The following is an 18,909-nucleotide window of genomic DNA, read 5'->3' as shown; positions in this document are numbered from 1 at the left end:
GCATGGCATTGATGCCTACGGGCTGTTCACGCCCGAGGGCAAGCCGCTTGCCGGCATGCTGAAGTCGCTGCCCGCATATCCAGAACTACGCCTTCAAGCACGGGCTGCGCCCTGCCGATGAATGAGCCTGATGCAGCTTCACATCCAACGGGAACTGTTGAGCTCGCGAGCCCCTCGCTGGCACTCCCCTTTCAGCCGGAGAAGCTGATGAAGCCCCATCAGGGGGGAGGAGCCAAGGCATTGTTGCCTGCACGGGCATCCCCGTTAAGGAGCGGCTCCTACGTGCTTCCACGCCATGAGGCCTTGCGGGTACAGGCACCGCCCATAAAAAAACCCCCTCCCCGCTGGGCAGCCGGGGAAGGGGGTTTCAGGATGCGGCTATCGGGAAGTACTTAGATCAGCGGCGCCGGGGTTGCCGGCAGAGCGACCGGAGCGGCCTTCTTCTTGCGGGCGGCCGGCTTGCGCTTGGCAACCTTCTTCGCTGCCTTCTTCGGAGCAGCCTTCTTGGTGGCCTTCTTCGCCGTCTTCTTCACTGCCTTCTTGGCGGTCTTCTTTACTGCCTTCTTGGCAGTCTTCTTTACCGCCTTCTTGGCGACCTTCTTGGCCGGCTTGCGGGCCGTTGCCTTCTTGGCAGTCTTCTTGGTGGCCTTCTTGGCTACCTTCTTGACGGCCTTCTTCGCGGTCTTCTTGGCAGCGGACTTCTTGGCTACCTTCTTTGCCGCCTTCTTCACTGCCTTCTTCGCAGTGGTCTTCCGGGCGACCTTCTTCGCAGCCTTCTTCACTGCCTTCTTGGCGGTTGCCTTCTTCGCGACCTTCTTCACTGCCTTCTTGGCAGCGGCCTTCTTCGCGACCTTCTTCACCGCTTTCTTGGCGGCGGGCTTCTTCTTCGCAGCTTTCTTGGTTGCCATGGGATGGCTCCTCGTCAGTGATAGGGAGTTGAAACGCCCAGGTGGATCAAACCCGCGGGTGCTGCGTGCGGGGACCGCCGGCGCGTCAGGCGCGCCGTTACGGATGCGGCAATGCCCGCCTCGATCGGCGGAGCAGGCATTGGAACGGGAGTTGCCTTGCGTTTCTCCGGGGGAAGCGGGGCCATGTCCACCGTCATCAGGGTCGCGGTGGTCTTGAAGGGGCTGCTTCGCATCGGACGATTGATTCTGCGCACTCGGTTGGGCAGGCAAGGTCTGCTGAGGCGAAACCTAATCACGGTTTTTTTTACTGTCAACAACCCCCGCGAAAAATTTTCACATCCGCACCATCCCTGGCACCGTCCGCGCCACCGCGCTGCTGCGCCTGCAACGCCCCTTGAAGCGACGCACGCGCGCATCGTGCGCCATGACGTCGATCCAGACATTGAACAAAAAACACTTGAAATAAGCACTCTGCGCAGATAGGCGCAGATGCGGTACGACATCGCGCGTGCGTGCCCGGTGGTCGCCCGCACCGCCGCCAACGCCAGCACAACGGCGCCGCAACGGGGGGCGAAAAGTTTTCACATCCGGACGTGCCGACGCGGGGTGGAAACGCGGATTTGCGCAAAACTGCGCATGCCGATCGGTACCGTTCGTCCGCTCGCTGATACCGCGTCGAGGGTGTGCAGCGAACCGGCCGTCATGAGTCCAACGCGGTCGCCAAAACAAAAACGGCCACCCGAAGGTGGCCGTGTCCGAACCGGAAAGCGACGACTCAGTGGTCGTCGTTCTCCAGGGCTTCGGCGTACGCGTCCGGGTCCAGCAGGTCGTTGACCTCTTCGGCGTTGGTCAGTTCGACCACGAACATCCAGCCTTCGCCGTAGGCATCTTCGTTGATGGTTTCCGGCTTGTCGGACAGGGCCGAGTTGACCTCGACGACCTTGCCGCTGATCGGGCTGTAGACGTCCGAGGCGGCCTTCACCGACTCGACGACGGCGATCTGTTCGCCGGCCTTGGCGTCGGCGCCGACTTCGGGCAGCTCGACATAGACCAGGTCACCCAGCAGGCCCTGGGCGTGGTCGGAAATACCGACGGTGACGCGGCCATTGCCTTCGACACGGGCCCACTCGTGGGACTTGAGGAACTTGAGGTCGCCGGGGATCTCGCTCATGGGACTGCTCCAGAGATATGCAGGGGTGGAAAAAACGGGGCTAGTGTAACCAACCGGCCGCCACTGCTGTCAGTGACGTCCGGCATGTTTGGATCAGGCGTCGGCGAGCACGCCGGGCTGGGCCTGGCCTTCGCGCACGAACGGGAACTTGACCACCCGCACCGGCACCTGCCGGCCACGGATGTCGACGGTGACCTCACCCAGTTCGCCGGCCGGCACGCGGGCGAAGGCGATGCCCTTGGCCAGCGTCGGCGAGAAGGTGCCGGACAGGATCTCGCCCTGGCCGCCGGCGGTGGTCACCGCCTGGCCATGGCGCAACACGCCCTTCTCGTCCATCACCAGGCCGATCATCTGGCGCGCGTTGCCGGCCGCCTTCTGCGCTTCCAGCACATCACGGCCGATGAAGTCGCGGCCTTCGTCCAGCGACACAGTCCAGGCCAGCGCCGCTTCATACGGGCTGATCTCCTCGTCCATGTCCTGGCCGTACAGGTTCATGCCGGCTTCCAGGCGCAGGGTGTCGCGCGCGCCGAGGCCGGCCGGCTTCACGCCCGCCGCCAGCAGACGGTTCCAGAACGCGACCACCGCGTCCTGCGGCAGCAGGATCTCGAAGCCATCCTCACCGGTGTAGCCGGTGCGGGCCACGAACAGTTCAACGCCATCGTCGGACTGTGCCTGCAGGGCGGCGAAACGGCCCAGCTTGGCCAGCGCGTCGCGGTCGGCGTCGCGCGCTAGGCCGATCACGCTCTGCCGTGCCTGCGGGCCCTGCACGGCGAGGATGGCCAGGTCCGGGCGCTGCTCGACGCTGACGCCGAACGGTGCCGCCTGCTCGCGCAGCCAGGCCAGGTCCTTCTCGCGGGTAGAGGCGTTGACGACCATGCGGAAGAAGTCATCGCCCAGGTAGTAGACGATCAGGTCGTCGATGACGCCACCGCGCGGATTCAGCATGCACGAGTACAGCGCCTTGCCCGGCACCTTCAGCTTGTCGATCGAGTTGGCCAGCAGGCGGCGCAGGAACGGCTTGACCTGCTCGCCGCGCAGGTCGACCACGGTCATGTGGCTGACGTCGAACACGCCGGCTTCGCGACGCACCAGATGATGCTCATCAAGCTGCGAACCGTAGTGGATGGGCATGTCCCACCCCCCGAAATCGACCATCTTGGCGCCGAGGGCGCGGTGGGTATCGTTGAGCAGCGTCTTCTGGGTCATGACCGGGTCCGGCAGCAGAGGAAACAAGAATCCCCATTATCCCAGATCGGTCGGCGGCAGGTGTGCCGCAGCGCAGCGGCGGAGCTGTAGCGCCGAGCCCACGCTCGGCTCCCACACGAAGAGCAGCCGAGCATGGGCTCGGCGCTACACGGGGCGGTCTGCCGCCTCGACCACCAGCGTACTGCCCTGCACCGCCACCACCCGCACCAGGCTGCCGGCCTGCAGTTCCGGGCCGCTGACCTGCCAGTACGCGTCATCGATGCTGACCTTGCCCTGCCCGCCGGCAATGCCCTGCTGCAACGGCACCACGCGCCCGACCAGCTGCTCGGCGCGGCGGTTGAGCAGGGGCTGGTCGCTGGGCCGCGCCCGTGATCTGCCCCAGCGCCGGTAACACTGGATCGACACCACGCTCAGCACCACGAAGGCCACCACCTGCCACAACAACGGAATGCCGCTGAACACGGCCACCAGAACGAACACGGCGGCCGCGCCGATGCCGATCCACAGCATGAACGCGCCCGGCGCCAGCGCCTCGGCGGCGAACAGCAGCAAGGCCAATGCGCCCCAGCCCACAACGTCCCAGCGCATGTCAGCCTCCGATCGGCGGCGGTCGCTTGCCCGCGGCCTTGTTGTTCTGGTCGCCCAGTGCCTGCTTGGCCAGTTCGGCCACGCCGGCGATCGAGCCGATCACACCGCTGGCTTCCATCGGCATCAGCACCAGCTTCTGGTTCGGCGAGCTGGCCAGCTCCTTGAACGCTTCCACGTACTTCTGCGCGATGAAGTAATTGATCGCCTGCACGTCGCCCTCGGCAATCGCCGCCGAGACCACCTGGGTGGCCTTGGCTTCTGCTTCGGCCAGCCGCTCGCGCGCCTCGGCGTCGCGGAATGCAGCCTCGCGGCGGCCTTCGGCTTCCAGCACGGTGGCCTGCTTCTCGCCATCGGCGCGCAGGATTTCCGACTGTCGCGAACCCTCGGCTTCCAGGATCTGTGCGCGCTTCTCGCGCTCGGCCTTCATCTGCCGCGCCATCGCGTCGAGCAGATCGCGCGGCGGCTGGATGTCGCGGATCTCGATGCGGTTGACCTTCACGCCCCACGGATTGGTGGCATGGTCGACCACGCTCAGCAGCTGGGCATTGATCACCTCGCGCTGGCTGAGCGATTCATCCAGGTCCATCGAACCGATCACGGTACGGATGTTGGTCTGCACCAGGGCGATCATCGCCACTTCCAGGTTGGCCACCTCGTAGGCCGCCTTGGCCGCGTCCAGCACCTGGAAGAACACCACCCCGTCCACGCGCACGGCGGCGTTGTCCTTGGTGATCACTTCCTGGCTCGGCACGTCCAGCACCTGTTCCATCATGTTCACCTTGCGGCCGACGCCGTAGACGATCGGGATCAGGAAGTGCAGGCCGGGGGTCATGGTGTGGGTGTAACGGCCGAACCGCTCGACGGTCCATTCGTAGCCCTGCGGCACCATCCGCACCGCCTTGAACAGGATCACCACGGCCACGAAGGCCAGTACCACGGTAAAGAACATGGTCGGGAACATCGCGCTTTCCTTATCTATGACGTCCAGGCCCCAGCATAGCGCGTGAATGCGGTGTGCACACAGCGCTACCAGCGCACCCGGCCGCGCAGGATGTCGGCGAACATCACCCAGTCACCGATGAATGAGTACAGCGGGTGCCGGAAGGTGGCCGGGCGGTTCTTCTCGAAGAAGAAATGGCCGACCCAGGCAAAGCCGTAGCCGCACAGCAGGGCGAGCAGCAGCAGCATCGGCTGACCGCGCAGGAGGGCGGCGGCGACCAGCAGCAGCACCATGCAGCTGCCGATGAAATGCAACCGGCGCGAGACCGGATGGCGGTGCTCACTGAGGTAGAACGGATAGAACTCGCGGAAGCTGGCGAAGCGCGACATCGGCATGCTCCGGGGCCATGGTCAGGCCCATCATGCGCCTTTCGCGGGCCCTGCGCTGCCGGTGTACATGGAACCGTCGAGCAAGCTCGACGCTACCGGGGGACTGGTCAACCTGCTCTTGTAGAGCCGAGCTTGCTCGGCTGCGGCAGGAACCGTCGAGCAAGCTCGACGCTACGGTGCGGCGGCGCGCGGGCCGAACATGATCACCGCCATGCCGGCCAGGCACAGCGCGGCGCCGACCAGATCCCAGCGGCTGGGGCGAATGCCATCGACCAGCCACAACCAGAACAGCGCGGTGCCGATGTACACGCCACCGTAGGCGGCATACACGCGGCCACTGGCGGTCGGGTGCAGGGTCAGCAGCCAGGCGAACAGGGCCAGGCTGGCCGCCGCCGGCAGCAGCAGCCAGGCGCTGCCGCCCTTGCGCAGCCACAGCCACGGCAGATAGCAGCCGACGATCTCGGCCAGCGCGGTCAGCAGGAACAGGCCGAGCGTCTTCACGCCTTTTCCGCTGCCTTGGCGTGCTGCCACAGCGCTTCCTGCGCATCCAGATCCAGTGCGGCCAACGTTCCGCCCTGCACTGCCGCCTGCGCTTCCATCGCGCGGAAGCGGCGCTCGAACTTGTGGTTGGCCCCGCGCAACGCGGCGCCCAGATCGAGGTCGGCATGCCGGGCCAGGTTGGCACAGACGAACAGCAGGTCACCCAGCTCTTCCTGCAACCGTGCCTTGTTGCCGGCAATGTCGCCGCGTTCGAATTCCTCGCGCAGTTCCTGCAGCTCCTCGGCGGCCTTGTCCAGCACCGGCAGCGGGCCCGGCCAGTCGAAGCCGACCTTGGCCGCGCGCGACTGCAGCTTCACCGCCCGCTGCCATTCCGGCAGGCCGCGCGAGATGCCGGCCAGCGCGGAGCGGTCCTGCTCGCCCTTGGCCGCACGCTCGGCACGCTTGATCGCCTCCCAGTTGCGCATCACCCCGTCGGCGTCGTCGACGCTGACATCGGCGAACACGTGCGGGTGGCGGCGCTGCATCTTGTCGCTGATCGCGCGCGCGACCTCGGCAAAGGCGAAGGCGCCCTGCTCTTCGGCCATGCGCGCATGGAACACCACCTGCAGCAGCAGGTCGCCCAGTTCGTCGCAGAGATCGTCAAGGTCGCCACGGTCGATCGCATCGGCCACCTCGTAGGCTTCCTCGATGGTGTACGGGGCGATGGTCGCGAAGGTCTGTTCCAGGTCCCACGGGCAGCCGCCCTGTGGGTCACGCAGGCGCGCCATGATCGCCAGCAGGCGTTCCAGTTCCTGGGCAGCGCTGCCGGGGGTGGGGGTGTCGTGCGCGCTCATGCGGCCTCCAGGGTCAGTCGGACAACCAGTCGCGCCAGGGCAGGCTGGTGTCACCAAGGGCAATGAAATCGCCGTTCAACAGGGTTTCGCGGCGGTTGTAGCGGAATGGCTTGCCGGTTGCCGCCGACAGTACCGCGCCACCGGCGGCATGCAGCACGCACTGGCCGGCGGCGGTATCCCATTCGGAGGTCGGGCCCAGCCGCGGATAGACGTCCAGGCCGCCTTCGGCGATCCGGCAGAACTTCAGCGACGAGCCCTGGGCGATGGTTTCGATGCGCCCCATGCGCGCCAGCAGCGCCTCGGTCTGCGGCGAGCGGTGCGAGCGGCTGGCGGCAACCCGCAGCGGAGCGGTGGCCGGTGTGCGGGTGCGCAGCACGGTGTCGTGCAGGCCCTGGCGGCGATAGGCCAGCTCGCCGCGCAGGGCGTGCCAGACGATGCCGGTGACCGGCGCCAGCACCACGCCGAACGCCGGTGCGCCCTGGTAGATCAGTGCGATGTTGACGCTGAATTCGCCGTTGCGCTTGACGAACTCGCGGGTGCCGTCGAGCGGGTCGACCAGCCAGTACGCGCCCCAGTGGCGGCGCTGCTCCCAGCCCACCTGCAGCGACTCCTCGGACAGGATCGGCAGGTCCGGGGTCAACTGGCGCAGGCCCTGCTCGATGACCTGGTTGGCGGCCAGGTCGGCGGCGGTGACCGGGCTGTCGTCGGCCTTGACCTGTACCTCGAAACCCTCGGCATACACCTGCATGATGGCCTGCCCGGCCTGCTGGGCGATGGCGATGGCGGTCTCGCGCAGGTCCGTGGTCAGCTTGATCATCGGCTTCCCTGCAGCCACTGCCGGGCGATGAACAGCGCCGCCAGCGAGCGTCCCTCGGAGAAGTCCTCGCGCAGCATCAGCTGGTCCAGCTCGGCCAGCTTCCACGGCACCACTTCCAGTTCCTCCGGCTCGTCGCCGGCCAGCTTCTCCGGATACAGATCGCGGGCCACCACCAGCCACGACTGGTGGCTCATGTAGGTCGGGGCCAGGGTCATCGCGCGCAGCACGTCGACCCGGCGCGCACCGTAACCGGCCTCTTCCTTCAGTTCGCGATCGGCGGCCTGCTCGGGGCTCTCGCCGGCGTCGATCCGGCCCTTGACCAGGCCCAGCTCGTAGCGGTGCATGCCCGCTGCGTATTCACGCACCAGCAGCACGGTCTGGTCGTCGAGCATCGGCACCACCACCACCGCGCCATGGCCGCGGCTGACCAGGCGCTCGAAGCGCCGGCGTTCGCCATTGGAGAACTCCAGGTCCAGGTGCTGGCGCTGGAAGGGGCCGTTCTCCTCGTCGGTGATCCGATGGATGATCGGCAAGCGACGGCCGCCACGGTCATCGTTCATGCGGAATCTCCGCGGCGGCCGGCGCACGCGCCGGGGCCGATAGAATGTGCAGGCAGCAACATGTTCATGAGCCCGAAATGCTAGCAGACCCAACCCCCTCCCCGCTGGCCCAGCACTGGCGGCAACGCGACCTGCAGGTGCTGTGGCACCCGTGCACGCAGATGCGCGAGCACCCGCACACCCTGCCGCTGGTGCCGATCGCCCGTGGCGAAGGCGCATGGCTGATCGATCACGATGGCAACCGCTACCTGGACGCGGTCAGCAGCTGGTGGACCAACCTGTTCGGCCATGCGGAACCGCGCATCGGCGGCGCCATCGCCGCCCAGGCCGGGCAGCTGGAACAGGTGATGCTGGCCGGCTTCGGCCACGAGCCGGCGATCACCCTGGCCGAGCGCCTGCTGGCGCTTGCGCCGCGCCAGCCCGGCCGCGCGCCGCTGGCCAAGGTGTTCTACGCCGACAACGGTTCGGCCGGCGTGGAAGTGGCATTGAAGATGGCCTTCCAGTATTTCCAGAACCGTGGCGAGTCACGGCGCACCCGCTTCGTCGCGCTGGAGAACGGCTACCACGGCGAGACCCTCGGCGCACTGGCGATGGCCGACATCCCGCTGTACCGGCGCGTGTATGCCCCGCTGCTGGCCGAAGGCCTGTTCGCCCCCTCACCCGACGCTTACCTGGCCGAGCCGGGCCAGAGTGCCGCCGACCGTGCGCGGCAGGCCGCCGATGGCCTGGCCACGCTGTTCGACCAGCATCCGGGTGAGATCTGCGCGGTGATCCTGGAGCCGCGCCTGCAATGTGCCGGTGGCATGCGCATGCACGACCCGGTGTACCTGCAGCGGGTGCGCGAGCTGTGCGATGCCCATGGCGCGTTCATGATCGCCGATGAGATCGCCACCGGTTTCGGCCGCACCGGCACCCTGTTCGCCTGCGAGCAGGCCGGGGTGATGCCGGACCTGATGTGCCTGTCCAAGGGCCTGACCGGCGGCTTCCTGCCGCTGGCCGCGGTGCTGGCCACGCAGGCGCTGTACGACGCCTTCCTTGACGATTCACGCGAGCGCGCCTTCCTGCATTCGCACAGCTACACCGGCAACCCGCTGGCCTGCGCCGCTGCGCTGGCGACGCTGGACATCTTCCGCGACGACGATGTGATTACCCGCAACCGTGGCATCGCTTCGGTGATGGGCACGCTGGCCGCGCCGTTCAATGACCACCCGCACGTGGCCGACGTGCGCCAGGCCGGGATGGTGGTGGCCTTCGAACTGTCGCGCGACGGCAACAGGCGCACGCCGTTCGACCCGGCGCTGCGGCTGGGCCTGCACGCCTACAAGGCGGCGTTGAAGCGCGGCGTGGTGCTGCGCCCGCTGGGCGACGTGCTGTACTGGATGCCACCTTACTGTGTGGATGATCAACAACTGGAGCTGCTGGCACATACCACGCTGGCCGCCATTGACGAGGCCATTGCATGCGCGTGACCCGCTGCCCCATCGACCTGCCGCTGCACAGCGGCCAGACCGTGACCCTGCCCGAAGAAGCCGCCAACCACCTGGTCCGCGTGATGCGCCTGCGCGAAGGTGACAGCTGCGTGCTGTTCAACGGCGACGGCCACGACTACAGCGCGACGCTGACCGTGGCCGGCAAGCGCGAGGTGCAGGTGCGCATCGACGCGGTGCAGGCGGTGGACAACGAATCGCCGCTGGCGATCACCCTGCTGCAGGGCATTGCCCGTGGCGAGAAGATGGACCTGATCCTGCAGAAGGCGACCGAACTGGGTGTGGCCGCGATCATTCCGGTCAATGCCGAACGCACCGAGGTGAAGCTCGACGCCGCCCGCGCAGAGAAGCGGGTTGCGCACTGGAACAACGTGGTGACCTCGGCCTGTGGCCAGTCCGGGCGCGCACGCATCCCGCAGGTCGGTTCGCCGCTGTCGCTGGCGCAGGCGGCTGCAGCGCTGCCGGCCCAGACCCTGCGGCTGACCCTGGACCCGCAGGGCGCGCATCGCCTGTCGACGCTGGATGCGGCGCCGGCCGGTGGCATCGTGATTGCGATTGGCCCGGAGGGCGGCTGGTCACCGCGCGACCGTGACCAGTTGGCGGCGGCGGGATTCCAGGGGCTGCAGCTGGGCCCGCGCATCCTGCGCACGGAAACCGCAGGCTTGGCCGCGATCGCAGCGCTGCAGGCGCGGCTGGGGGATCTGGGGTAAGGCTGATTCGTGGTGGTGCCGGCCGCTGGCCGGCATCCACGGGAATACGGGGTTGCCGGCCAGCGGCCGGCACTACCGGGAATCCGCAACGCCTGCGGTAGCGCCGGGCCATGCCCGGCGGAATTGCGATTGGCCCGGAGGGCGGCTGGTCACCGCGCGACCGTGACCAGTTGGCGGCGGCCGGGTTCCAGGGGCTGCAGCTGGGCCCGCGCATCCTGCGCACGGAAACGGCAGGCTTGGCCGCGATCGCGGCGCTGCAGGCGCGTCTGGGGGATCTGGGGTAACGCGGATTCGTGGTAGTGCCGGCCGCTGGCCGGCATCCGCGGGATCATGAGGTTGCCGGCCAGCGGCCGGCACTACCGTCTGTTGATCAGGCGGCCAGCGAATCCAGCGCCGCTTCCAGTGCGTCCAGGTTCGGCAGCAGCGCACTCTGCTCGCCCAGCAGCACGCGCATATGCACGATCTGCGGCAGGGTCTCCTCGGAGGCGTCGGCCAGCAGGCCGTCGCGCGGCACCGAGATCAGCTGCGGAAAATTCTGTGTCAGCAGTGCGTAGTACGGGCGCTGGGCGTTGCCGCTCAGGGCCTTGAGCACCACCACCTTGTTATGACCGACCACCGCCTCCTCGCCCAGCCCGGACAGGCGCGCGAACGACACCAGTGGCACCTGCCAGCCATGCCAGCCGATCTCGCCAACCAGCCAGCGCGGCGCATCGGCCACTGGCTGCACCGGCACGCGCGACATCATTTCCGCCACCGTGGCATTGGGCAGCAACACGCGTTCGTTGCCGGCCTGGATCAGGACGCCGCGGATTTCATCATTGCTGGCATAGCTCACGGTGCTTCTCCGTTGTCGTCTTCCCCGCCCCAGCGCGCAGCAATCGCCTGCGCCAGCGCCTGTGGCTCGCCGGCCACGCTGCCGGCGGCAACCACGGCCGTGGCTGCAGCCGGGTCATAGCAGCCTTCACCCACCTGCCCAGCCACCCACGCACCGGCAGCGGCCAGATCCAGCGCCGGGCCGACATGGCCCAGGTCGGCACCGCTGAGCAGCACCAGCGCGGTGTGCTCGGCCGGCAGCGCCGCGATCGCGATGCCTTCGGCATCGGTCCGGAAATGCAGGCCATCGCTGGCCACGTGTACGCCGATGTCATCGGCCAGAACGTGCACCTCGCCGGGCACGGCGCGCTGGCCGGCTTCTGCCAGCTGCACCGGCAGCGGCGACACCCGCGCCATCTGCTTGACCAGGTTGCCGTAACGGCCCCCATCAAGGCGCATATGCACCAGCACCGGCACGCTGAGCGTGGCCGGCAGCGCGCCGAGCAGGCGACGCAGCGCATCGGGGCCACCGATGCCGGCCAGCACCAGCAGCGATGCAGCGCGGGCGCCCACCGGCCCCGCCGCGTCCAGATCGACCAGGCTCAGGTGATCGGTATCGAATGCGGGCGATGCTTGTTCATCCGCCGTGTTGCGCGAGCCGTCGGCAGATGCGTGGTCGCCGGAGCTGTCCTCGACCAGCGACCACGCGGTGTGGTCGAAGGAAATCGGCGGCGCCACCGGGAGCGCGGGCGTGACCTCCGGCGGCACCGGCAGCGGCGGTGCTTCAGGCAGTTCGGGCAGCACCGGCTGCAGTGCGGACAACGCCTGCTCCAGCGCGATCGGCTCGCGCAGCTGTGCCGGTGGCGAGTACAGGCTGTCCGCGGGCACCTCGTCGGCCCAGCTTACGGCCTGGTCCAGGTGCGGCTGCAGGGCTTCTTCGCGCGGAGCCGGTGCTGGCGCCGGGTGACCCGGTTCCAGCTGCAGGCTCGGTTCTTCCTCTGCACCGGGCGGCAGCACCTGCTGGTGGCCGTGCAACTTGGCGGCCAGATGACGACCCCAGCGCTGCGCTTCCCAGCCGTCCCGGCGCGCGGCCAGTTCGGCTTCATCGAACACCAGCGTGAGGTCCGGCGCCGACAGCACCGGCTCCAGGCGCTCCAGCGCATCCTCGATGGCGGCCTCCAGGGCGATCACCACGAACTGCGGATGCGCGGCCTGCAGTGCCTGCGGTTCCAGGCCGTTCGGATCGTCTTCCAGCACCAGCTGCACATCGGCGTGCGCCAGCGCCTCACGCAGGCGCTCGCGCGCCGCGCCAGGGCGGGCCAGCAGGGCAACGGCCGGAGCCGGATGGGCTTCACTCACGGACACGGGCGATCCCCAGCAGGTCGTACACGTTACGCATCAGGTCCAACTCCTGGTACGGCTTGCCCAGGTAGCGCTGGACACCAATCTCGAAGGCGCGCTGGCGGTGCTTGTCGCCGCTGCGCGAGGTGATCATCACGATCGGCACGTCCTTGTAGCGCGGATCGGCGCGCATGGCAGTGGCCAGCTCGTAGCCGTCCATGCGCGGCATTTCGATGTCCAGCAGCATCAGGTCCGGCACGCGTTCTTCCAGCCGTTCCAGTGCTTCCACGCCATCGCGGGCGACGCTGACCTCGAAGTTGTGGCGTTCGAGGATGCGCCCGGTGACCTTGCGCATGGTCAGCGAGTCGTCCACCACCATCACCAGCGGCACCTGGCGCTCCTGGCGCGGCGCGTTGGCCAGCACCGGCAGCGTCGGGTTGGCCAGGAAACGGCGCACCAGCGGCGCCACGTCCAGGATCACCACCACACGGCCATCGCCGGTGATGGTGGCGCCGTAGATGCCCGGTACCGAGGCGATCTGCAGGCCGACCGGCTTGACCACGATTTCGCGGTTGCCGAGCACCTGGTCGATCGCCACCGCAGCGCGCAGGTCGCCGGCGCGGACCAGCAGCAGCGGCACCTGGTCCTGGCCATCGGCACGCGCCGGGGCCTGCCCGACCAGGCTGCCGAGGTCGTACAGCGGGTAGTCTTCGCCGCTGTAGCGGTAGCTGCTGTCGGCGGCTTCGAAACGCTCGCGCGACAGGCGGCCGATACCACTGACCGAGGCCACCGGCACGGCGAAGGTGGTTTCACCGATCTGCACGAACACCGCCTGGGTGACCGCCAGCGTCTGCGGCAGGCGCAGGGTGAAGCGCACGCCCTGGCCACGCACCGATTGGATGTCGACCGAGCCGCCGAGCTGGCGCACTTCGTTGCGCACCACGTCCATGCCCACGCCGCGGCCGGCCAGCTGGCTGACCTGGTCGGCGGTGCTGAAGCCGGAGGCGAAGATCAGGTTGTCCAGTTCCTGTTCGTTGGGCTGCGCGTCGGCGCCCAGCAGGCCACGGTCGATGGCACGGCGGCGGATCGCTTCGCGGTCCAGGCCGGCGCCGTCATCGGCCACTTCCAGCACGATTTCCGAGCCTTCGCGATGCAGGCGGATGGCGATCTCGCCTTCCTCCGGCTTGCCGGCGGCACGACGCTGTTCCGGCGCTTCCAGACCGTGCGCCACCGAGTTGCGCAGCATGTGTTCCAGCGGCGCGACCATGCGGTCGAGCACATTGCGGTCCAGTTCGCCGTGGGTGCCTTCCAGGGTCAGGTGCACCTGCTTGCCGGTATCCATGCCCGACTGGCGGACCACGCGGCGCAGGCGCGGCACCAGGCCATCGAACGGCACCATGCGCGCACGCATCAGGCCGTCCTGCAGTTCCGAGCTGACCCGCGACTGCTGTTGCAGCAGCGAATCGTACTGCCGCGACAGATCGTCCAGCACACCCTGCAGGCCGCCAAGGTCGGCCGCCGATTCGTTCAGCGCGCGGCTGAGCTGCTGCAGGGTGGAGAAGCGGTCCAGCTCCAGCGGATCGAACTTCTGGTCGGCCTGGTCCTGCTCGCGCTGGTAGCGGGCGACGATCTGCGCCTCGGTTTCCAGGTCGAGGCGGCGCAGCTGGTCGCGCAGTCGCGCATTGGTGCGTTCCAGCTCGCCCATCGCGCCACGGAAGGCACCCAGCTGCTGTTCCAGGCGCGAGCGGTAGATCGCCACTTCACCGGCATGGTTGACCAGGCGATCAAGCAGGTCGGCGCGCACGCGGACCTGTTCCTGCTGCGGACGCGCGAGCGGATCTTCATCGACCGTGCCCTCGACCGGCAGCGGTGCCGACAACGGCGCATCCAGCAGTGCCGGCACCGAACCTGCGACCGGTGCCGATGCGGTTTCCTCGACGCCGGTCACGATGGCTGCGCTGGCAGCCGCCACGGCTGCGGCGATATCGGTAGTGGTGCGGACCTCAAACGCCTCCACCAGGTCCTGCGCCGGCTCCACCACGCGATGGGCGCCGGTACGGGTCAACATCTGGTGCAGACGGTCGAAACCACGCTCGAGCAGCTGCACGTCGCGGCGCTCGATCTCGGTACGGCCGGCGGCCACTGCTTCCAGCAGCGATTCGATGCTGTGGCCCAGATCGCCGATGGCGTTGATGCCGGCCATGCGCGCGCCACCCTTCAGGGTGTGCAGGTCGCGCTGCAGCCCTGCCAGCGCCTCCCGGTCCTGCGGTGCGTCGCGCAGCTCGCTGATCAGGCCATCGCAGTGGTCAAGCAGATCCTTGCCTTCCTCGACGAAGATGTCGACCAGTTCGCGGTCGTACACGCTGAAGTCGAGTGCATCGGCGCTGTCGTCCAGCGCCGGGGCGGCCGTGGCGGCGATGGCCGCTGCGTCGATCTCGGCGGCGTCAGCAGACGGCAGGACCGGCACCACGGCCTCAGCGGCGGGTGCATCAGCCGTCGGATGCGGCTGGCCTGGCGCCTCTTCCAGTTCGAAGAAGCGCACCGGCGCGAGGGTGTCCTGCGGTGCGTCTGCGGCGCTGTCTTCATCCACCGTCGCCGGGGACGGCTGGTCGGCGCTCTCTCCTTCACCGACCGCCGCCTCCCCGCCGACGTCCGCATCCTCGGCAAAGGCATCTGCCTCGCCCGGCGCGAGTTCGCTGGCCTGCAGGCCGAGCACGGGCCATTGCCCGTCGTCGGCCAGGGGCTGTTCTTCGTCGATCACGTGCAGGCCGGCCTCGAGCGCGGCTTCCAGCGAGACCGGTTCGGCAAACCCCGGCGCAGCCATTTCATCCTGCAGGCTCGACAGCTCGCTGTCGAGTGGCAGTGCAGCAGCGTCGTCGTGGGCTTCGTCGTCGGCAACCTCAAGGTCGCCGGGCGAACGCCTATTCAGGCCAATTGCGTCAACTTCGTCGACCGCGACAGGCTCCTCCACATCGCGGTCATCCACCGGCAGCGCGCTGGCATCGAGATACGGCGAGAGGTCATCGATCACGGTCAGGTCGGCCGCGTCGACCAGCGGCGCCGCGGGCGCTGCTTCCAGCACGTCTTCGGCGATGCCGGCATCGCTGCCCTGCACCTGCAGTGAATCGATCTCAATCGATTCATCGACGGCCGCCGAAGGCTCACCCTCGGCAGGCACCGACGGCCATCCAGCGTCGAAGTAGCGCGAGAGATCATCGCTGCCGGTCAGTTCGACCACCTGCAGATCGCTCTCCTCGACCGGCGCGGTGGTCTGCTCCGACGAAGCATCGGCTGCAACCGGCTCCAGTTCCGGCGCGGCCTGCGCATCGACGTCGGCGTCCGCGTCCAGCGCCAGATCGCCCTCGTCCTCTTCCAAGCCGGCCATCGGCCAACGCGCTTCGGGCAGCTCGCCGGCCAGCGCCAGCAGGCGCTGCACCAGCGCCGGCTGCGGCGCGATGCGCGGCTGCTCGGCCTGCAGCGCCTCCATGGTGGCGGTGATCGCCTGCGCGGTGGCGTCCAGCGCGGACACGCCCTCGTCTCCGGGCACCACGTCTGCGGCCAAGGCACGCTTGATGTACGACTCGGCACCGCCGGTAACCGCGGTGATTTCCGGCACCTCGGTCATCGCGAAGGCGCCGTTCATGGTGTGCACCGCACGCAGCAGTGCATCGCTGACCGGCTGCGGCGCGTGCTGGGCCGAGCGCAACCAGTTCAGCAGCGTCGTCTGGTGCACTTCGACTTCGGCTTCGAGGATCTCGCGCAGCACGCTGTCGATATTGGCCGGGGTCCCCGCCGCTTCCAGCGCCGGGTCCGCCTCCGATCCGGGCTGCGTCGAAGCGATGGCTTCGGCCTCGAGCAGGCGGCTGATCTCGTCCTCGCCCTCTACCTCGGCCTCGACCTTCGGTGCGAGCGGCGCGGCCGCAACCGGCAGCGGCACGTAGAAGGTTTCCTCACCGGCGCCCACGCGGTCGGCAATGGCCTGCATCGCCTGCAGGTCGACGCTGATGCGCTGGCCATGGCGCAACGCGGCGTTCAGCTGCGGCAGCGCGGCATGGGCATGATCGACCATCGCCAGCACCGCCGGCGAGGCCGGGCGCGTACCCTCGAGCACGCGGTTGAGCATGCTCTCGATCTTCCAGGCGAACTCGCCCAGGGTGCGTGCGCCCACCAGGCGGCCACTGCCCTTGAGGGTGTGGAAGATGCGCCGGATCGGCCGCAGCCGGTCGGTGTTGTCCGGCTGCATGCGCCACGCCGGCAACAGTGCGCCGAGGTTGGCCAGCTCATCATCGAACTCTTCAAGGAACACCTCGCGGATGTCCTCGTCGATGTTTTCGGCATCGTCATCAAAACCGGCCTCGAAGCCGGCTTCGGGGGCGGCGCCGGCTCCGGCATCGGCCGGTACAGCCGCCGCCTGCGGGTCGAAGTCGGCCGCAGCCGCGCTCAGTTCGGCGAAGAACTGGGCGTCGGCTTCGCTGAAATCAATCGGGGCGATGGTGTCGATGTCGATCACCGACACCGCCGGCGCCGGCACCTCGTCGGCAGCGGCATCGGCTACCGCCGCCAGCGGCACGTCTTCGACCGGCAAGGCGGCTTCGGCATCGACCTGCTGCAGCGGCGCGTGCAGATCGGTGTCGTCCTCCAGCGCCAGCGTCTCCATCGCATGCAGCGACAGCACGTCGTCGGCATTGTCCAGCGCCTCGGCGTCGAAGCGGAACACCACCTCATCGGTCGCGGCAGCCGCGTCGTGCTCGGCCATCACCGGATCGAACACCGGTGCGGCATCGATCGCGGCGACGCTGACTGCCGGTGCGGCAACTGCGTCGTCGGCCTCCGGCATGGAGACCTCGTCCTGCACCGGCAGCGGCGCTTCGGACAGCGTCCACTGCGGCGTGGCGTCCTGCCCGGCGTCGGCCAGCTCGAAGCTGACCGGATCAAAGCTGGCGAAGGTCGGGCTGCGTTCGTCGGAAGACGGCGCGAGCGGTTCGGCATCCGGATAGAACGGCGCCAGGTCCCATTGCGGCACCTCCGGTGCGGGCGCGCTGGAGGCGGCAAACACCAGTGGCGACTCGGCATCGGTGGTGGACGCCGTCGCCATGGCCGCGGCAACGGAATGGCCGGCAGCATCGAACATCAGCGGGTTGTCCGCCACCACCGGCGGCGGATCGAAGGTGAAGTCCGGCAGCGGCAGCGGCACCGCGCCCGGGGAGGGAGCGGCCTGCTGCACGGGGATATCAACGTGCTCCGGCTGCAACGGGCTGCCGTGCAGGTCGATCGGCTCGCGCTCGACCGCCTGCAGCGCGGCGGCCGCCGGTGCGCCGTCTGTGCGCTCGGGCAGTGGCCAGTAGCGCAGTGCTTCCAGGCTGCTGCGGGTGATTTCAAGAATGTCCTCGCGGCCCGGCCGACGGTCACGCAGGGCTTCGAGGTAGTACTCCAGGCTGGCCATGGCATCGGCCAGCGTGTCCAGCTGGCGGCCACTGGGCACGCGCTGGCGGCCGATCAGCTCGGCCTCGATGTACTGCTGCACGCCGCGCAGGTAGTCGGCGGCGGTGCCCAGGTCGAGCATGCGCAGCGCACCGGCGACATCGCCGAGCAGGCGCGGCACGTCCTGCAGTTCGGCATGGTTCCAGCTGGTTTCGATGAAGGCGACGAAGTGCTCGCGCGCCGCGGCGAAATTGGCGATGGCTTCGTGCGCCAGCACCTCCACCGTACGCCGGTTTTCCACTGCGCTCGGGTCGTCCTCACCACTGCCACCGGCGCCCAGGTGGGCAACCTGGTCATCCAGAGAGGCATCAACGTAGAGCAGCGCGCCGGCGATATCCAGCAGCAGGTTTTCGTCGATCTGCTGGCGGCCCTCGACCACGCCGCGCAGCGCGTCGCGCTGCTGCACGACCACGCCACGGGCCACGCCCAGGCCCATCATGCCCAGCGTATCGGCCACCGCGCCCAGCTCGTTGGCCTGGGTCTGCAGCTGTTCCGGCGCACCACCGGTGCGCAGGTGCAGGTCCAGCGCATCCTTGATGCGCAGCAGTTCTTCCTTCACCGCGCTGCCTACGGTATCGAGCAGCTCGCGGTTGCGGCCACTCAGGCTGCCACGGGCATGGTCCAGCTCGGCTTCGGTGGCGGTGATGCTGTCCGGCGCGAAGGCCAGCAGCACGCTGTCATGCACGCCCTCTTCGCCGCGCGCGGCGCGGATCTCGTTGAGCAGCGGCATCAGCACGATCGGAATGTCGCGGTGACCGTTCTGCAGGCGCTCCAGATAGTCGGGCAGCAGCACGCTGCCGCGCATCAGGGTCGCGCACGCTTCATCGCGATCGGACACGTGACCGCCACCGATGGCGTTGGCCAGCTGTTCCAGCTCCTCGGCCACCATCGCCGGGGCGTACAGCTCGACCATGCGCAGGGTGCCCTGCACCTGGTGCAGATAGCCGGCGCAGATGCGCATGCGGCTGGCATCGGTCGGATCTTCCGCGTAGTACTCGACCTCGTTGCGCACCTGGCGCAGGGTCTCGTCCAGCTCGGGCTTGACCCAGCCCAGCGCTGCGTGGCTCATCGCATCGCGCAGACTGCTCATGGACGCGCTCCGTTCGCCGCCGCGCGGAGGCCGCGCGAGTTCTGGCGTGGGGAATGGAAATGCTTCATCGACTG

16 protein-coding genes and 1 pseudogene are annotated in these 18,909 nt (G+C 68.3%); 4 read left to right on the top strand and 13 right to left on the bottom strand.

What is annotated here, in order from left to right; translation table 11 throughout:
• Positions 1–392: 392 nt before the first annotated feature.
• Positions 393–908 (bottom strand): hypothetical protein, encoded by a 516-nt coding sequence (locus tag C9412_RS20695; RefSeq protein ID WP_249843164.1) that lies wholly within the window; start codon positions 906–908, stop codon positions 393–395.
• A gap of 111 nt (positions 909–1,019) precedes the next feature.
• Between C9412_RS20695 and C9412_RS20565 the strand changes: the two genes are divergently transcribed.
• The gene (locus tag C9412_RS20565; protein ID WP_181358764.1) at positions 1,020–1,391 is read left to right on the top strand and encodes a hypothetical protein; all 372 of its coding nucleotides are present in this window, start codon (positions 1,020–1,022) and stop codon (positions 1,389–1,391) included.
• A 292-nt stretch (positions 1,392–1,683) separates the two neighbouring features.
• On the opposite strand, the gene gcvH is transcribed toward C9412_RS20565, so the two are convergent.
• The 9 genes from gcvH to nudE form a co-directional block, all read right to left on the bottom strand.
• Entirely contained in the window at positions 1,684–2,079 is a 396-nt protein-coding gene (gene gcvH / locus C9412_RS12005; protein WP_107231822.1) for a glycine cleavage system protein GcvH, read from the bottom strand.
• Between the two features lie 93 nt (positions 2,080–2,172).
• Positions 2,173–3,285, bottom strand: coding sequence for a glycine cleavage system aminomethyltransferase GcvT (gene gcvT, locus C9412_RS12000; RefSeq protein ID WP_107231821.1), 1,113 nt, complete (start codon positions 3,283–3,285; stop codon positions 2,173–2,175).
• Between the two features lie 144 nt (positions 3,286–3,429).
• A complete protein-coding gene (locus tag C9412_RS11995) occupies positions 3,430–3,873 on the bottom strand; it encodes an NfeD family protein (protein ID WP_107231820.1) in 444 nt (147 codons plus the stop codon).
• A 1-nt stretch (position 3,874) separates the two neighbouring features.
• The gene (locus tag C9412_RS11990; RefSeq protein ID WP_107231819.1) at positions 3,875–4,834 is read right to left on the bottom strand and encodes an SPFH domain-containing protein; all 960 of its coding nucleotides are present in this window, start codon (positions 4,832–4,834) and stop codon (positions 3,875–3,877) included.
• A gap of 65 nt (positions 4,835–4,899) precedes the next feature.
• The gene (locus C9412_RS11985) at positions 4,900–5,202 is read right to left on the bottom strand and encodes a DUF962 domain-containing protein (protein ID WP_107231830.1); all 303 of its coding nucleotides are present in this window, start codon (positions 5,200–5,202) and stop codon (positions 4,900–4,902) included.
• A gap of 171 nt (positions 5,203–5,373) precedes the next feature.
• Entirely contained in the window at positions 5,374–5,703 is a 330-nt protein-coding gene (locus tag C9412_RS11980) for a YnfA family protein (protein ID WP_107231818.1), read from the bottom strand.
• Positions 5,700–6,536 carry a nucleoside triphosphate pyrophosphohydrolase gene (gene mazG, locus C9412_RS11975; RefSeq protein WP_107231817.1) on the bottom strand — a complete coding sequence of 279 codons (837 nt, stop codon included), beginning with the start codon at positions 6,534–6,536 and terminating at the stop codon, positions 5,700–5,702. The genes C9412_RS11980 and mazG overlap by 4 nt, the downstream gene beginning before the upstream one ends.
• A 13-nt stretch (positions 6,537–6,549) precedes the next feature.
• Positions 6,550–7,353, bottom strand: coding sequence for a 3'(2'),5'-bisphosphate nucleotidase CysQ (gene cysQ / locus C9412_RS11970; RefSeq protein ID WP_107231816.1), 804 nt, complete (start codon positions 7,351–7,353; stop codon positions 6,550–6,552).
• A complete protein-coding gene (gene nudE / locus C9412_RS11965; RefSeq protein WP_107231815.1) occupies positions 7,350–7,913 on the bottom strand; it encodes an ADP compounds hydrolase NudE in 564 nt (187 codons plus the stop codon). The genes cysQ and nudE overlap by 4 nt, the downstream gene beginning before the upstream one ends.
• 77 nt (positions 7,914–7,990) lie before the next feature.
• On the opposite strand from nudE, the gene bioA reads away from it, so the two are divergent.
• The 3 genes and pseudogenes from bioA to C9412_RS11950 all read left to right on the top strand — a co-directional run.
• Positions 7,991–9,382: an adenosylmethionine--8-amino-7-oxononanoate transaminase gene (bioA, locus tag C9412_RS11960; RefSeq protein ID WP_219906200.1), complete on the top strand. Its 1,392-nt coding sequence runs from the start codon at positions 7,991–7,993 to the stop codon at positions 9,380–9,382.
• Positions 9,373–10,110 (top strand): 16S rRNA (uracil(1498)-N(3))-methyltransferase, encoded by a 738-nt coding sequence (locus tag C9412_RS11955; RefSeq protein WP_107231813.1) that lies wholly within the window; start codon positions 9,373–9,375, stop codon positions 10,108–10,110. Before bioA ends, C9412_RS11955 begins: the two co-directional genes overlap by 10 nt.
• A gap of 125 nt (positions 10,111–10,235) precedes the next feature.
• A pseudogene (locus C9412_RS11950) lies at positions 10,236–10,394 on the top strand (RsmE family RNA methyltransferase); the annotation flags it as partial.
• An 86-nt stretch (positions 10,395–10,480) separates the two neighbouring features.
• Here the strand turns inward: C9412_RS11950 and C9412_RS11945 are convergent.
• The 3 genes from C9412_RS11945 to C9412_RS11935 are packed head-to-tail and all read right to left on the bottom strand — an operon-like array spanning position 10,481 to position 18,835.
• Complete coding sequence (locus C9412_RS11945; RefSeq protein ID WP_107231812.1) at positions 10,481–10,945, bottom strand: chemotaxis protein CheW; 465 nt, start codon at positions 10,943–10,945, stop codon at positions 10,481–10,483.
• Positions 10,942–12,288, bottom strand: coding sequence for a chemotaxis protein CheB (locus C9412_RS11940; RefSeq protein ID WP_107231811.1), 1,347 nt, complete (start codon positions 12,286–12,288; stop codon positions 10,942–10,944). Before C9412_RS11940 ends, C9412_RS11945 begins: the two co-directional genes overlap by 4 nt.
• Entirely contained in the window at positions 12,275–18,835 is a 6,561-nt protein-coding gene (locus tag C9412_RS11935) for an Hpt domain-containing protein (RefSeq protein ID WP_107231810.1), read from the bottom strand. Before C9412_RS11935 ends, C9412_RS11940 begins: the two co-directional genes overlap by 14 nt.
• Between the last annotated feature and the right edge of the window lie 74 nt (positions 18,836–18,909).

It is taken from the genome of Stenotrophomonas sp. Nf1, assembly GCF_003028475.1.
Lineage (GTDB): Bacteria > Pseudomonadota > Gammaproteobacteria > Xanthomonadales > Xanthomonadaceae > Stenotrophomonas.
This window is presented reverse-complemented; position numbering and strand designations above follow the sequence as displayed.

What these genes read in the sequence shown, in the direction of transcription:
- nudE (WP_107231815.1), bottom strand. Translation starts at nt 7,913, where the DNA reads ATGAACGATGACCGTGGCGGCCGTCGCTTGCCGATCATCCATCGGATC.
- gcvH (WP_107231822.1), bottom strand. Translation starts at nt 2,079, where the DNA reads ATGAGCGAGATCCCCGGCGACCTCAAGTTCCTCAAGTCCCACGAGTGG.
- C9412_RS11985 (WP_107231830.1), bottom strand. Translation starts at nt 5,202, where the DNA reads ATGTCGCGCTTCGCCAGCTTCCGCGAGTTCTATCCGTTCTACCTCAGT.
- C9412_RS11990 (WP_107231819.1), bottom strand. Translation starts at nt 4,834, where the DNA reads ATGTTCCCGACCATGTTCTTTACCGTGGTACTGGCCTTCGTGGCCGTG.
- C9412_RS11995 (WP_107231820.1), bottom strand. Translation starts at nt 3,873, where the DNA reads ATGCGCTGGGACGTTGTGGGCTGGGGCGCATTGGCCTTGCTGCTGTTC.
- C9412_RS20695 (WP_249843164.1), bottom strand. Translation starts at nt 908, where the DNA reads ATGGCAACCAAGAAAGCTGCGAAGAAGAAGCCCGCCGCCAAGAAAGCG.
- C9412_RS20565 (WP_181358764.1), top strand. Translation starts at nt 1,020, where the DNA reads ATGCCCGCCTCGATCGGCGGAGCAGGCATTGGAACGGGAGTTGCCTTG.
- gcvT (WP_107231821.1), bottom strand. Translation starts at nt 3,285, where the DNA reads ATGACCCAGAAGACGCTGCTCAACGATACCCACCGCGCCCTCGGCGCC.
- C9412_RS11935 (WP_107231810.1), bottom strand. Translation starts at nt 18,835, where the DNA reads ATGAGCAGTCTGCGCGATGCGATGAGCCACGCAGCGCTGGGCTGGGTC.
- mazG (WP_107231817.1), bottom strand. Translation starts at nt 6,536, where the DNA reads ATGAGCGCGCACGACACCCCCACCCCCGGCAGCGCTGCCCAGGAACTG.
- C9412_RS11955 (WP_107231813.1), top strand. Translation starts at nt 9,373, where the DNA reads ATGCGCGTGACCCGCTGCCCCATCGACCTGCCGCTGCACAGCGGCCAG.
- bioA (WP_219906200.1), top strand. Translation starts at nt 7,991, where the DNA reads ATGCTAGCAGACCCAACCCCCTCCCCGCTGGCCCAGCACTGGCGGCAA.
- cysQ (WP_107231816.1), bottom strand. Translation starts at nt 7,353, where the DNA reads ATGATCAAGCTGACCACGGACCTGCGCGAGACCGCCATCGCCATCGCC.